At 51.3% G+C, this 13,762-nt stretch carries 13 protein-coding genes; 5 read left to right on the top strand and 8 right to left on the bottom strand.

Annotation, left to right across the window (positions count from 1 at the left end; all coding sequences use genetic code 11):
* Positions 1-181: 181 nt before the first annotated feature.
* A complete protein-coding gene (ribA, locus tag ABGA49_RS00065; RefSeq protein WP_061496194.1) occupies positions 182-769 on the top strand; it encodes a GTP cyclohydrolase II in 588 nt (195 codons plus the stop codon).
* Between the two features lie 49 nt (positions 770-818).
* Here ribA and acnA read toward each other — a convergent pair whose 3' ends face one another.
* From acnA to topA, 6 genes are all read right to left on the bottom strand, one after another.
* Positions 819-3,494, bottom strand: a complete 2,676-nt coding sequence (gene acnA / locus ABGA49_RS00060) for an aconitate hydratase AcnA (protein WP_347664924.1) — start codon at positions 3,492-3,494, stop codon at positions 819-821.
* Between the two features lie 184 nt (positions 3,495-3,678).
* A complete protein-coding gene (ymiC, locus tag ABGA49_RS00055; protein ID WP_276326309.1) occupies positions 3,679-3,759 on the bottom strand; it encodes a small membrane protein YmiC in 81 nt (26 codons plus the stop codon).
* Between the two features lie 154 nt (positions 3,760-3,913).
* On the bottom strand, positions 3,914-4,084 hold the full coding sequence (locus ABGA49_RS00050) for a hypothetical protein (RefSeq protein ID WP_088237631.1): 171 nt from the start codon (positions 4,082-4,084) through the stop codon (positions 3,914-3,916).
* A gap of 1 nt (position 4,085) precedes the next feature.
* Entirely contained in the window at positions 4,086-4,247 is a 162-nt protein-coding gene (locus ABGA49_RS00045) for a YmiA family putative membrane protein (RefSeq protein WP_082794169.1), read from the bottom strand.
* Positions 4,248-4,564: 317 nt separating this feature from the next.
* Positions 4,565-5,539 (bottom strand): HTH-type transcriptional regulator CysB, encoded by a 975-nt coding sequence (cysB, locus tag ABGA49_RS00040; protein ID WP_088237632.1) that lies wholly within the window; start codon positions 5,537-5,539, stop codon positions 4,565-4,567.
* A 182-nt stretch (positions 5,540-5,721) separates the two neighbouring features.
* Positions 5,722-8,319: a type I DNA topoisomerase gene (topA, locus tag ABGA49_RS00035; RefSeq protein WP_061496199.1), complete on the bottom strand. Its 2,598-nt coding sequence runs from the start codon at positions 8,317-8,319 to the stop codon at positions 5,722-5,724.
* Positions 8,320-8,717: 398 nt separating this feature from the next.
* On the opposite strand from topA, the gene ABGA49_RS00030 reads away from it, so the two are divergent.
* Complete coding sequence (locus ABGA49_RS00030; RefSeq protein ID WP_061496201.1) at positions 8,718-8,969, top strand: YciN family protein; 252 nt, start codon at positions 8,718-8,720, stop codon at positions 8,967-8,969.
* A gap of 34 nt (positions 8,970-9,003) precedes the next feature.
* On the opposite strand, the gene sohB is transcribed toward ABGA49_RS00030, so the two are convergent.
* Complete coding sequence (gene sohB / locus ABGA49_RS00025) at positions 9,004-10,050, bottom strand: protease SohB (RefSeq protein ID WP_347665126.1); 1,047 nt, start codon at positions 10,048-10,050, stop codon at positions 9,004-9,006.
* Between the two features lie 226 nt (positions 10,051-10,276).
* Here sohB and ABGA49_RS00020 point away from each other — a divergent pair, with 226 nt between their 5' ends.
* Positions 10,277-11,035 (top strand): YciK family oxidoreductase, encoded by a 759-nt coding sequence (locus tag ABGA49_RS00020; RefSeq protein WP_061496203.1) that lies wholly within the window; start codon positions 10,277-10,279, stop codon positions 11,033-11,035.
* Positions 11,032-11,622 (top strand): cob(I)yrinic acid a,c-diamide adenosyltransferase, encoded by a 591-nt coding sequence (gene cobO / locus ABGA49_RS00015; RefSeq protein WP_061496204.1) that lies wholly within the window; start codon positions 11,032-11,034, stop codon positions 11,620-11,622. Before ABGA49_RS00020 ends, cobO begins: the two co-directional genes overlap by 4 nt.
* A gap of 62 nt (positions 11,623-11,684) precedes the next feature.
* Here the strand turns inward: cobO and rluB are convergent, their stop codons facing one another.
* Positions 11,685-12,563 (bottom strand): 23S rRNA pseudouridine(2605) synthase RluB, encoded by an 879-nt coding sequence (gene rluB / locus ABGA49_RS00010; protein WP_088237634.1) that lies wholly within the window; start codon positions 12,561-12,563, stop codon positions 11,685-11,687.
* A 113-nt stretch (positions 12,564-12,676) separates the two neighbouring features.
* On the opposite strand from rluB, the gene ABGA49_RS00005 reads away from it, so the two are divergent.
* Positions 12,677-13,654: a hypothetical protein gene (locus tag ABGA49_RS00005; protein WP_347664923.1), complete on the top strand. Its 978-nt coding sequence runs from the start codon at positions 12,677-12,679 to the stop codon at positions 13,652-13,654.
* The last annotated feature ends 108 nt before the right edge of the window (positions 13,655-13,762 follow it).

Genomic DNA, 13,762 nt, shown 5'->3' with positions numbered 1-13,762 from the left:
GTAAGTGTCACAATCATAACTGAAAAATGGCATTCCCGCAGGAACCAACGTATTCGTGCGCTTAAGGCGCAATATGTTGGTCACAAGTAGGCGATAATGCAGGCATTGTGGCAAAATACGTTTATACAGAAGGCCAACAGGCTACAGGTGCGCAGTGCGCCAATATAATCCGGAGATTCACATGCAGCTTAAACGAGTGGCAGAAGCCAAACTGCCTACCCCCTGGGGCGACTTCCTGATGGTGGGTTTTGAAGAACTGGCAACCGGGCAGGATCACGTTGCCCTTGTCTTTGGTGATATTTCAGGGCAGCTGCCCGTTCTCGCGCGTGTGCATTCGGAGTGTCTGACGGGAGACGCGCTTTTCAGTTTACGTTGCGATTGTGGTTTCCAGCTTGAAGCAGCATTGAACCATATTGCCGAAGAGGGCCGCGGCGTGTTGCTCTATCATCGTCAGGAGGGTCGAAACATTGGCCTGCTCAATAAAATCCGCGCCTATGCGTTACAGGATCAGGGCTACGATACCGTAGAAGCGAACCATCAGCTTGGTTTTGCTGCCGACGAGCGAGACTTCACCCTGTGTGCTGATATGTTCAAACTTTTGGGAGTTGATGAAGTGCGTTTGTTGACCAATAACCCGCGCAAAGTGGAAATCCTTACTGAAGCAGGAATCAATATTGTTGAGCGCGTGCCGTTGATCGTTGGACGTAACCCCAAAAACGCGCATTACCTCGACACCAAAGCCGAGAAAATGGGCCACCTGCTGAAGTAATCTGTAACAAACAGCGCAAAAAAAGGCCTGCAATTGCAGGCCTTTTTATTCAGTGCAACATGTTACGTATCACGTAATGCAGGATCCCATCGTTACGGTAGTACGTCAGTTCGGTTGACGTATCAATACGGCAACGGCACTGCAACACCTCTTGTGAGCCATCCACCCGCGTCACTGTCACAGGTAAGGTACCGCCGGGCTGAATATCCGTCAGATCAACGATATCGAGTTTCTCCTCACCGGTTAACCCCAGCGTTTTACGGGTCACCCCCTGCGGAAACTCCAGGGGTAGGATCCCCATACCAATCAGGTTCGAACGGTGGATACGTTCGAACGATTCGGCGATCACTACCCGGACACCCAGCAGGCGCGGCCCTTTTGCCGCCCAGTCACGGCTGGAGCCCGAGCCATACTCTTTCCCGGCGATGACCGCCAGCGGTGTTCCCGCTTGCTGGTAGCGCATTGCGGCGTCATAAATCGACATAACCTCGCTCCCTGGCAGGTGGCGTGTCATCCCTCCTTCCACACCCGGCACCATTTCATTACGAATACGAATATTCGCGAACGTACCGCGCATCATCACTTCATGATTGCCGCGCCGTGAGCCATAGGAGTTAAAGTCACGCCGCTCCACACCATGGCTTTGCAGGTAACGCCCCGCCGGGCTATCCGCTTTAATACTGCCTGCCGGCGAAATATGATCGGTGGTCACCGAATCGCCCAGCATGGCGAGGATCCGCGCGCCATGTATGTCTTTCACCGGTTCAGGTTGTGCCCCCATATCATCAAAAAAGGGCGAGAGACGAATATACGTCGAATCACTCTGCCATCCATAGGTGTCCGAGCGTTCAACCTCAATCGCCTTCCACTCCGGCGTACCTTCAAAGACTTCCGCATACTCCTTGCGAAACATTTCTGTCGAAACCTGTTCAACCGCCCGTGCAATCTCCAGGCTGGATGGCCAGATATCTTTCAGATAGACCGGATCGCCTTTGCGGTCGTGCCCCAATGGATCGGTGGCCAGATTAATATTCATATTACCGGCCAGTGCATACGCCACCACTAATGGCGGCGATGCCAGCCAGTTGGTTTTGACCAGTGGATGAATGCGCCCTTCGAAATTACGGTTACCGGAAAGTACCGCACCTACCGTAAGATCTCCCTGACGTATAGCCTGTTCAATCGGCTCCGGCAGCGGACCGGAATTACCGATACAGGTGGTGCACCCGTAGCCAACAAGGTTAAAACCAAGTTCATCAAGATACGGTGTTAAACGCGCCTGCGCGAGATAGTCAGAGACGACTTTCGAGCCCGGTGCCAGCGATGCTTTTACCCACGGCTGACGTTTCAATCCGAGGGTTACCGCTTTTTTTGCCAGTAAACCGGCCGCCATCAGTACGCTGGGGTTTGAAGTGTTGGTGCACGAGGTTATGGCGGCAATGACGACCGCGCCATCTGGCAGCTGGTATTGATGCCCATTCAGGACATAATCAACCGGTTTACGATCTTTTTGCGCGGTGTTCAGTTCCAGTTCGGAGCTGGCAGCAAAGGCTTTAGGAACATCACTGAGTGCAACGCGATCCTGCGGGCGTTTGGGCCCGGCCAGGCTTGCCTCAACATCCTGCATATTCAGTTCTAGTGTGCTGGTGAAAACCGGCTCATCCCCTGGATTGCGCCACATCCCTTGCGCTTTTGCATAGGCCTCAACCAGCGCAACCTGCTCTTCGCTGCGCCCACTGAGTCGCATATATTCCAGCGTCACACCGTCGATGGGGAAAAAGCCGCAGGTTGCGCCATATTCCGGTGCCATATTGGCGATAGTTGCCCGATCCGCAAGCGGTAACGCGTCCAGACCATCACCATAAAATTCAACAAACTTACCGACGACGCCATGCTTACGCAGCATCTGTGTCACGGTAAGTACCAGGTCTGTTGCGGTAATACCTTCCCGTAATTTGCCGTTCAGCTTGAAGCCCACAACATCCGGAATCAGCATCGAAACAGGTTGACCAAGCATCGCCGCTTCCGCTTCAATGCCGCCCACGCCCCAGCCCAGCACGCCGAGACCATTGATCATGGTGGTATGTGAATCGGTGCCAACCAGTGTATCCGGGTAAGCGACCCACTCTTTATCCTGTAATTCGCTCCACACGGCTTTGCCGAGATACTCGAGATTCACCTGGTGACAGATGCCAGTGCCGGGCGGCACCACACTGAAACGGCTGAATGCCTGCTGACCCCAGCGCAGAAAAACATAGCGTTCATGATTACGTTCCATTTCAAGACGCACGTTTTCTTCAAATGCTTCGTCGTCCCCGAAATGGTCAACAGTGACGGAATGGTCAATCACTAAATCGACGGGTGAAAGCGGGTTCACTTTCGCCGTATCGCCCCCCAGCCGTTTTACCGCTTCACGCATGGCTGCCAAATCCACAACGGCGGGCACACCGGTAAAATCCTGCATTAATACCCTTGCCGGCCGGTAGGCAATTTCACGGTCAGCATGGGCCGTTTTCAACCATCCAGCCAGCGCGCGAATATCTTCTTCCGTAACGGAATCATCATCCTGCCAGCGCAGGAGGTTCTCGAGTAACACTTTGAGTGACTTGGGTAATCGCGAGATATCCCCAAGTTCCTTTGCGGCCAGCGGCAGGCTGTAGTAACGCCAGGTTTTATTCTCTGCCTGCAATGTATCCTTACTGGCTTCGCGTAGGGTCGACGACATATGCTCCTCCTTAATCACAGGGATTGCGAAGCCCTGATAGTCTTCAGGGTCTGTAATTAAAGATAACACAAACTTATCGTAACGTTTTGATAACAACCCAAATTGCTACATACGGCAAAAGCGAACCGCGGGGGCAGAAATAAAAAAACCTCGCAGATGCGAGGTTTTTCAGGAGATTACTTCATTACTGGAGGAACATCCAAACGAGCTCCCCCCAGAAAAGGACAGAAACAAAAAATGCTCCCATCCACGACCAATATTTCATTCCGTAACCATTATGCATGAAGCTATTACCAGAAAATCTATTCATTAAAACTGAGTTGCTACTCAATTCATTTATGCTGTGTATTAATCAATGAGTACAAAAGATCATTCATAGAATAAAGAGATAATTCTCCCTGTTTATTCTGATGATATTTTTATTGTTTCCTGGTCGTATCTTCTGCAAAGGCATCTATAAAAGCTTGTTGCTGCGGCGACAGTTTCCATGAAGCAGGAATAGCGGTCACAGGTTTCTTTTTCGCTTTTGTAGGCGTGTCATGAAGTTGACATACATGTTTCACTGGTTCGAATCGGCCTGCTATTGCCATTTTAACCCCAGAATTTCCAGATCAATAACGCAACGACTGCCCAAAATGCGGCAGAGCCAAGAAATACCGCCAGCCAGGCTTTACGCTTCAGCTCAGGGTCCCTTTGCGGCTCTTCACTTCCTGATGGCATTGCTAACCTCGTACAATCGACATCACTTATCATTTTGAACACCAACAATCGGTAGAATTAATCATGGGTTGAGACAAATCCTAAAAGAACTTTAGCCGAAAATCCAGTGAATTTACTCACCATTTCCAAAGAAAGATTTAATCTTTTGACCCGAAATAAATAATTGAAGTGAGAAATTTGCAGACCTGCAATTTAGTTTCTATTTTTGTCACAAATTAGCGACAGTGCGGACTTAGCATTGTGAGCTCAATCACCCTCGCGGGTGATTGAGAAATTAGATGATGATAATTCTAATTTAACTTTGGGCAGAGTTAAGCATGTCTTTTGAATGCCGAAGATACCCTTCGTCATTATTTCTGTGGCAACTTAATATCTTTAAACATTGCTTCTATATCTTCGTTAGAACGCAATGCAACAGCAGTATCGACAACATCCCGCGTTAAATGTGGCGCAAAGCGTTGAATAAAATCATACATATAGCTGCGCAGGAACGTACTACGGCGGAAGCCAATTTTGGTCGTGCTATGACTGAAAATCTCGTGCGCATCCAGTTTCACGAGGTCAGGATCCGATACCGGATCGACGGCCATACTGGCAATCACACCCACGCCAAGCCCCAGCCTTACATAAGTTTTGATAACGTCTGCGTCGGTGGCGGTGAAAACAATACGCGGCGTTAAACCAGCGCGATTAAAGGCGGTATCCAGTTCAGAGCGACCAGTGAAACCAAAGGTATAGGTCACTAATGGATATTGCGCCAGTTCTTCAATGCTCACCGACTGCCTGGCCGCCAGCGGATGATCAGGGGTCACCACAATCGAGCGGTTCCAGTGATAGCAGGGCAACATCACGAGATCGTCATACAAATGCAGCGCTTCGGTGGCAATCGCAAAGTCCGCATTGCCTTTAGAAACGGCCTCGGCGATTTGCGTCGGCGACCCCTGGTGCATATGCAACGACACCCGCGGATAGCGCTCAATAAAACCTTTTATCACGCCAGGCAACGCATAACGCGCCTGCGTATGCGTGGTTGCAACATACAATGACCCTTTATCCGGCCACGTGTGCTCCCCTGCCACCGATTTGATCGCGTCGACTTTGGACAACACCTCACGCGCAATACGGATGATTTCCTGCCCTGCTGGGGTGACCTGAGTAAGATGCTTGCCGCTGCGGGCAAAAATTTGTATACCCAGTTCATCTTCCAGCATGCGGACTTGCTTACTGATACCCGGCTGAGAGGTATAAAGTCCTTCCGCCGTTGAAGAGACATTGAGATTGTGATTCACCACCTCAACGATATAACGAAGCTGTTGTAATTTCATAACAGACCATCCGGAGTGCGCAAACGGGTAATCGCTTAATACGATTTCATAATAAAAAAGAAGATAGCTATAACCACTATATCATTTATAGCATCTGTGTATAGCAGCGAACAAACAATAATAATGGATGAATAAAAAAGGCCGGATAACCGGCCTTTTGAAGGGTATGTGACTGAAATTTATTATTTTTTAGCTTCAGTCCATTTATTGTCGATATAGAACGCAGACCACCCCGTCGCTTTGCCATCTTTTTCCGAGGCAACGTACTGCTGCTTCGTTTTCCGGCTAAAACGCACGATTGTCTTGTTGCCTTCAGGATCCTGCTGTGGCGCATCAGCCAGATAGCGCAGTTTCTCTGGCAGACGATCGCGGAAGCGGAACAGTTCTTCTACCAACGGCGCACGGGTTTCACGTGATTTCGGGAAGGTATTCGCAGCAAGGAACACCCCAGCCGCGCCATCGCGCAGCACGAAATACGCATCCGATTTTTCACACTCCAGCTCCGGCAGCGGCACCGGATCTTCCTTCGGCGGCGCAACTTCGCCATTACGCAGAATTTTGCGCGTGTTTTTACACTCATCATTGGTGCAAGCCATGTATTTACCGAAACGCCCCATTTTCAGGTGCATTTCAGAACCACATTTCTCACATTCAACAATCGGGCCGTCATACCCTTTAATGCGGAACTCGCCCTCTTCGATTTCGTAGCCATCGCAGGTCGGGTTGTTACCACAGACATGCAATTTACGCTTCGGATCGATCAGGTAACTGTCCATTGCCGTGCCGCATTTCTGGCAGCGACGTTTGGCGCGTAAGGCGTTGGTTTCAGCGTCATCGCCTTCCAGCACGTTCAGCACTTCGTTTTCCGGCACCAGGTTAATGGTGGTTTTGCAGCGCTCTTTCGGCGGCAATGCATAGCCAGAACAACCAAGGAAGACACCCGTGCTGGCAGTACGGATACCCATTTTACGGCCACAGGTCGGACAGTCGATGCTGGTCAGCACCATCTGATTTGGACGCATACCACCGTTTTCCGGATCCTGCTCCGCCTGTTCAAGCTGACGGGAGAAGTCGCCAAAGAAGCTGTCCAGCACTTTGCGCCACTCGGCTTCATGATTGGCCACACGGTCCAGACTGTCTTCCATCTGAGCGGTAAAGTCGTAATTCATCAGTTCGCGGAAATTTTCTTCCAGGCGATCGGTGACGATTTCACCCATTTTCTCAGCATAAAAGCGACGGTTTTCGACACGCACATATCCGCGATCCTGGATCGTAGAAATGATCGACGCATAGGTGGACGGGCGACCGATGCCGCGTTTCTCCAGCTCTTTTACCAGAGACGCTTCACTAAAACGTGCAGGCGGTTTGGTAAAGTGCTGTGCAGGTGTCAGTTCTACAAGCGACAACTCGTCGCCTTTATTCACTGCCGGCAACGTACGATCTTCATCGCCTTTACGCAGCGCAGGCATCACTTTCGTCCAGCCATCGAAGCGCAAAATACGGCCGCGTGCTTTCAAGCGGAAATCACCCGCCCCGACGGTCAGCGTGGTGGAATCATACTGCGCAGGCGTCATCTGACAGGCGACAAATTGTCGCCAGATCAGTTGATAAAGCTTCTGCGCATCGGTTTCCATATCTTTCAGGGATTCCGCCAGAACCGCGACGTCGGAAGGACGAATCGCTTCGTGTGCTTCCTGAGAGTTTTCTTTGCTGGCGTACTGATTGGCATGATCCGGCAGATATTTTTTACCGAAATTGTCCGTAATATAGCTGCGCACCATGCTCACCGCATCCTGACTCAGGTTGGTGGAGTCGGTACGCATATAGGTGATGTAGCCTGCTTCATACAGACGCTGCGCCATCATCATGGTTTTCTTCACGCCAAAACCAAGACGCGTGCTGGCCGCCTGTTGCAGTGTAGAGGTGATAAACGGCGCGCCAGGCTTACTGCTGGTCGGTTTATCTTCTCTTTCGAGTACGGTATAGCGCGCTTTTTCCAGCAGGCTTACGGCTGCCATGGTCTGTTCGCGATTTACCGGACGGAACGCTTTTTCACCTTCGTGCGTGACCTGCAACGGCAGTGAATCACCGCCCGGTGTCGCCGTTGTCGCATCAATTTCCCAGAACTCTTCCGGGACAAAGGCTTTGATCTCGCGCTCGCGATCAACCACCAGACGCACGGCAACAGATTGCACACGACCAGCCGACAGACCACGGGCAATTTTCTTCCACAGCAGCGGAGAAACCATATAGCCCACGACGCGGTCCATAAAACGGCGCGCCTGCTGCGCATTGACGCGATCAATGTTGAGTTCGCCTGGGGTTTCAAACGCCTGACGAATCGCATTTTTGGTAATTTCGTTAAATACAACGCGGCTGTAGCGTTTTTCATCACCCCCGATCACTTCCCGCAGGTGCCATGCAATGGCTTCCCCTTCGCGGTCAAGGTCGGTTGCGAGATAGATGTGGTCGGCTTTTTCTGCCAGGGATTTCAGTTCAGAAACGACCTTTTCTTTACCCGGAAGCACTTCGTACTGCGCTTCCCAGTTGTGCCATGGGTCGATCCCCATGCGATTGACAAGAGCGCCGCGTTCATCCTTTTTAGGCTTCTTAGCCGTTTTGGTGGAGGCTGAGTCTGCGCTCTTTTTAGGTGCTGAGCCACTGGTCGGCAAATCACGGATATGACCTACGCTGGACTTAACCACGTAATCATTACCCAGATATTTATTGATCGTTTTGGCTTTTGCCGGGGACTCAACGATAACGAGAGCTTTACCCATATTCACCTTTACCTAATTAAATTCTTCCAGCAATACATCGCATTTTGCTTCACACGGCCTGATGACGCGCCTCACAGATATAGCGGCGTCGTCGCAGGATATCAACCCCTACGCTTAGCCAGGCGCGTTAAACAAAGCGTTTATGTGACTGACCTGACAGGCCTTTTAACCTGAGGGCGAAGGTGCACGACGATGTTGCGGTCGAATGTCAAGCAAATCTGTTGCCAGATTGACGAAAGCGTCACACTGTACCTGATAAAATTTGTTACGCAACTTTATTAGCATGCAAAATCAAATCACGCCAGCACAACCGATGAGCAAACCCCTTGCAAAAACAGGGAAAATTTGCCCCTGAACGGTGACCGGCGTAGACTAACGGAATTTTTAAGGAGTAGAAAATGCAAGGTACATCTCAGCCTATTGACCGCCAGGCTCTACTTGAGCTGGCTAATCAACTGATCCGCGATCATGAAGACACCCTTGCCGGTATTGAGGCCACCCATGTTACCCAGCGTAACGGCGTACTGGTGTTCAGCGGTGAATACTATCTGGATGAACAGGGTTTGCCGACGGCGAAAAGCACGGCGGTATTCAATATGTTCAAATACTTAGCCCACGAACTCTCTGACAAATACCATCTGATTGATTAAACAAAAACGCGAGGCCAGAGCCTCGCGTTTTTGTTTACATAAGCGGTTTTTGCCCTCGCTGCCACCAGCGCATCAGCAGGTGGTCAATACTCTCTGTCGCGCTGCCGGTAAAGCGCTCCATCAGTTTCTTCCGCTGCTGGTAACGAATGCCTATAACCTCATGGTCTTCGAGCAGCCCGAGCAGCAATTCATCACTGGTGCCAATCGCGTCAATCAACCCGTTCTCCAGCGCTTGTGTTCCGTACCAATGTTCACCAGTCGCCACTTTTTCAATATCCAGACCGGGACGCATCTGACTGACGAAGCCTTTAAACAGATCGTGAGTTTCGTTCAGGCTTTCACGGAATTTTTGCCGCCCTTCTTCTGTGTTTTCACCTAACAGCGTCAGCGTGCGTTTAAACTGCCCGGCGGTATGCAGTTCAATATCGATCTCTTTCCCTTTCAGGAAGCGGTTAAAGTTTGGGATCTGCGCAACCACGCCAATCGAGCCGATGATGGCGAACGGCGCGGCAACAATTTTATCCGCCACGCAGGCCATCATATAGCCACCGCTGGCGGCCACTTTATCCACGGCGACAGTCAGCGGGATCTGCCTGTCACGCAGGCGTTGCAACTGAGAGGCAGCAAGACCATAACCATGTACCACACCTCCGGGGCTTTCCAGGCGGACAATCACCTGATCCTGTGGCTTCGCAACCGTCAACACTGCCGTGATCTCTTCACGCAGGGCGTTAACCTCACCGGCATCCATACTGCCTTTAAAATCCAGAACGTAAACGCGGGATTTTCCTTGTTCATCCGCTTCCCCGGCTTTGGCTTTCGCTTTTGCAGCTTTCGCCTCCAGCTTCAGCTTTTTCTTGCGGGCTTTTTGCCACTGTTTCTGTTGATGGTCATCCAGCAATGCTGCGGACATCTCCTCCCGCATCTCTTTATATTGATCGCTCAGACGCGTGACCCGTAACTCTCCCCGTTGGCGCTTGCGCTGAGTCAGGTTAACAATAAGCACTGCGACCACCGCAATCGCCACAACTACGGTCGCGATCTTGGCCAAAAACAAACCATATTCAGACAGTAATTCCACGCGTACCACCTCGATTACACCACTCAACAATCGCTCCAGTGTACATGAGCCCTTTCGGCGCGTCTCGCGTAAGCGATTGACCTTTTGCGGCATGTGACTGAATTTTTTACGACTCTGCGGTGTAAACCTTGTCCAACTCTCCGCTTGACCGATTGAAATGCCCCTCTGTTTAGGGCATAAAGCCAACATATGATGTGAAATACAGGCCCGGGCCTGAGGAGACAGCGTGCACTATCAACCACAGCGCGATCTTTTAAACGACCGAATCATTCTTGTAACCGGTGCCAGCGATGGTATCGGTAAAGAAGCGGCCCTGACCTACGCCCGTTACGGTGCCAGCGTCATCTTACTGGGTCGTAATGAAGAAAAATTACGCCAGGTTGCACAGACTATCCGTGAACAAGAAGGCCAGCACGCGCAGTGGTTCACACTGGATATGGCGACCTGCACACCACACACATGCCAGCAGTTGGCCGAGGCCATTGCTGCTTATGCGCCGCGTCTCGACGGCGTACTGCATAATGCAGGTGTGCTGGGCGATGTTGTCCCCATGAGCGAGCAGGTGCCCGCTGTCTGGGATGAGGTCATGCAGGTGAACGTTAACGCCACATTTTATCTCACCCAGGCATTGCTTCCTTTATTACTGCGGTCAGAAAGTGGCTCGCTGGTGTTTACCTCTTCCAGCGTTGGTCGACAGGGGCGTGCTAACTGGGGAGCGTATGCCGTCTCGAAGTTCGCGACGGAGGGCATGATGCAGGTGCTGGCGGAGGAATACCAGAACCGATTACGGGTCAACTGCATTAATCCGGGCGGTACCCGCACCAGTATGCGCGCCAGCGCTTTCCCGACGGAAGATCCGCAAAAACTTAAAACACCTGCCGATATCATGCCGCTCTATCTGTGGCTGATGGGCGATGACAGCCGCCGCAAAACGGGCATGAGTTTTGATGCACAACCCGGGCGCAAACCAGGAATTTCACAATGAGTGATGAACGTTATCAACAGCGCCAGCAGCGGGTAAAAGAACGTGTTGATGCCCGCGTTGCCGCAGCACAGGATGAGCGCGGGATTATTATTGTTTTCACCGGCAACGGTAAGGGAAAAACCACCGCCGCATTCGGCACTGCAACCCGTGCGGTTGGGCATAACAAAAAAGTGGGCGTCATTCAGTTTATTAAGGGGACGTGGCCGAACGGCGAGCGTAACTTGCTGGAGCCGCTGGGTGTCGAGTTTCAGGTCATGGCGACCGGGTTTACCTGGGATACGCAAAACCGCGAAAGCGATACCGCAGCATGCCTCGCCGTATGGCAACATGCCGAACGTATGCTGGCTGACCCGCAGCTTGATCTGGTATTACTGGACGAACTGACTTATATGGTGGCCTACGATTACCTGCCGCTGGAGACCGTGTTGACGGCATTAACTCACCGACCGGCAACGCAAACAGTGATCATCACCGGCCGCGGTTGCCACCGGGATATCCTGGAAATCGCTGATACTGTCAGTGAATTACGCCCGGTAAAACATGCCTTCGAAGCGGGCGTAAAAGCGCAAATCGGCATCGATTATTAACCTCACCCCTGGTTCTCTCCCGTTTCCTGCAATAAAAAAGGGGCTTTCGCCCCTTTTTTGTTTTAATCGTTCTTCGTGCGCCCACCCGCAGCACGGCGGTTACCGGCTGGCTGGTTGTGGCGTTTCACGGCGCGGCGGATCTGATTGGCTTTCATGCGACGACGATCTTTTTCTACCGCCACCTTCGACTGCGTTTCCGCTTCCAGTCCAACCAGCTCGCGCAAGTAGTTCGTTTGTGCGAGATCCAACTCCGTCCAGCCGCCACGCGGCAACCCTTTCGGCAGAGGAATGTCGCCGTAACGAACGCGGATAAGACGGCTCACCTGCACGCCCACCGCTTCCCACAGGCGGCGTACTTCGCGGTTACGGCCTTCGGTCAACGTCACGTTGTACCACTGGTTAATCCCTTCGCCACCGCTGAATTTAATGGTTTTGAAGGCTGCCGGACCGTCTTCCAGTTGCACGCCGCGCGCCAGTTCGCGCACTTTATTATCATCAACTTCGCCGAACACGCGCACAGCATATTCGCGTTCAACTTCACGGCTTGGGTGCATTAATCGGTTCGCCAGCTCACCGTCTGTGGTAAACAGCAGCAAACCGCAGGTATTGACGTCGAGACGACCCACCGCGATCCAGCGCGCACCGCGCAGTTTCGGCAGACGGTCAAACACCGTCGGGCGACCTTCCGGATCGTTGCGCGTGCAGAGTTCACCTTCCGGTTTGTAATAAGCCAGCACGCGGCAAATCTGCTCAACGGACTCTTTGACCGAAATAAGGTGACCATCAATACGGATTTTTAGCCCCGGCGTTACATCCACACGGTCGCCCAGTGTCGCAATTTTGCCATCCACGCTGACGCGGCCGGCTTCAATAATAGATTCGATTTCACGGCGGGAACCGTGGCCAGCTCGCGCCAGCACTTTCTGTAGTTTCTCGCTCATAGAGCATCCTTCAGGTGTCGCCTTCACAGGCGTCTGGTATACTTTCAAAAACAATGAGTTAACCTAAAAACAAGACTAACTCACTGATATGTAACTATTTCATGGTACACAGCATGGCAAACAATATGTCACACAAAGTGTCACACACAATGCTTCGTGGGCGCACATACTACACGAATTTTAGATTAAATGATTCAACTCGTTTCATCCGAGTTTCACTCGGTACTGACAGTTTAAAACAAGCCGAAATGCTGATGAGCCAAGTTCGCCCTTTTATCCCCCTTGTACAGAATGGAACCATGAGCGTAGAAGTGTTCAAACTGCGCCTTCAAGGTTTCCGGGACGCCACAAAAAAGGATTTCGACGAGTACCTACTGAACTGGCTTAGAGGTGGTCTTGAAGAGGCTAAACGATTGCCAGAATTAGGACGATATCACAAGGAAATCACTGGCGAGCCTTTATCGCCGCCAGATACAGCAAACGAAGCGCAAGGCTACGCTAACCACCATTTGGACAAGATGTACAGTGGCGACGATATGACAGCCCAAATGATGATCGCTGCGCTGAAAATGAAAAAGTTGGATGTCAAAGATGCAGATCTTGACCAGATTAACCGCGTCTCAAGCCAGATAGATATGAACCAGGCTCTTATGTCACAGGCTTATGAAGCATTCTATTCCCGTGATTTGACACGATACCAACAGATCATTGATTCGATGGGGGCAGCTTTACAAAATGCAGTCCCGCCAGTTAACCCCGCGCCAGTAGAGCAAAATATTGAGACAATTACTGAGGCTGCACCAGCATCCGGTCCAAGGCTGTTGGAAGCGTGGGGAGACTATATAAAGGATAAAGGTCAAAAGTGGCGGAAACAGACAGCCAACGAGAATCAGCGCTTCTTTGATGTCCTCTACCATGTTGTTGGTGATGTCCCTGTCGATAGCGTTAAGAAACAGCATATAAGGGATTCTCTCAAGGTGGCGGAGAATCTACCAACGCGCACCAGGCTTCCTTACTCCAGAATGAGTCTTGTAGAGTGCATTGATTACGATGTCCCCGAGGATGACCTGATCGCCAGTGAGCACGTCTGACCTGCTCCCCATTGATTAACACACGACGATGTTAGTAATGTCTTCATCAGCAACGTGAGGACATCCCCATGAAGAAGCGTTTTTCTGACGAACAGATCATCAGTATTC

The sequence above is a fragment of the Kosakonia sp. WA-90 genome, from assembly GCF_039871955.1.
Lineage (GTDB): Bacteria > Pseudomonadota > Gammaproteobacteria > Enterobacterales > Enterobacteriaceae > Kosakonia > Kosakonia oryzendophytica.
This window is presented reverse-complemented; position numbering and strand designations above follow the sequence as displayed.

What these genes read in the sequence shown, in the direction of transcription:
- ribA (WP_061496194.1), top strand. Translation starts at nt 182, where the DNA reads ATGCAGCTTAAACGAGTGGCAGAAGCCAAACTGCCTACCCCCTGGGGC.
- cysB (WP_088237632.1), bottom strand. Translation starts at nt 5,539, where the DNA reads ATGAAATTACAACAGCTTCGTTATATCGTTGAGGTGGTGAATCACAAT.
- cobO (WP_061496204.1), top strand. Translation starts at nt 11,032, where the DNA reads ATGAGTGATGAACGTTATCAACAGCGCCAGCAGCGGGTAAAAGAACGT.
- ymiC (WP_276326309.1), bottom strand. Translation starts at nt 3,759, where the DNA reads ATGAAATATTGGTCGTGGATGGGAGCATTTTTTGTTTCTGTCCTTTTC.
- ABGA49_RS00030 (WP_061496201.1), top strand. Translation starts at nt 8,718, where the DNA reads ATGCAAGGTACATCTCAGCCTATTGACCGCCAGGCTCTACTTGAGCTG.
- ABGA49_RS00050 (WP_088237631.1), bottom strand. Translation starts at nt 4,084, where the DNA reads ATGGCAATAGCAGGCCGATTCGAACCAGTGAAACATGTATGTCAACTT.
- topA (WP_061496199.1), bottom strand. Translation starts at nt 8,319, where the DNA reads ATGGGTAAAGCTCTCGTTATCGTTGAGTCCCCGGCAAAAGCCAAAACG.
- rluB (WP_088237634.1), bottom strand. Translation starts at nt 12,563, where the DNA reads ATGAGCGAGAAACTACAGAAAGTGCTGGCGCGAGCTGGCCACGGTTCC.
- acnA (WP_347664924.1), bottom strand. Translation starts at nt 3,494, where the DNA reads ATGTCGTCGACCCTACGCGAAGCCAGTAAGGATACATTGCAGGCAGAG.
- ABGA49_RS00045 (WP_082794169.1), bottom strand. Translation starts at nt 4,247, where the DNA reads ATGATAAGTGATGTCGATTGTACGAGGTTAGCAATGCCATCAGGAAGT.
- ABGA49_RS00005 (WP_347664923.1), top strand. Translation starts at nt 12,677, where the DNA reads ATGGCAAACAATATGTCACACAAAGTGTCACACACAATGCTTCGTGGG.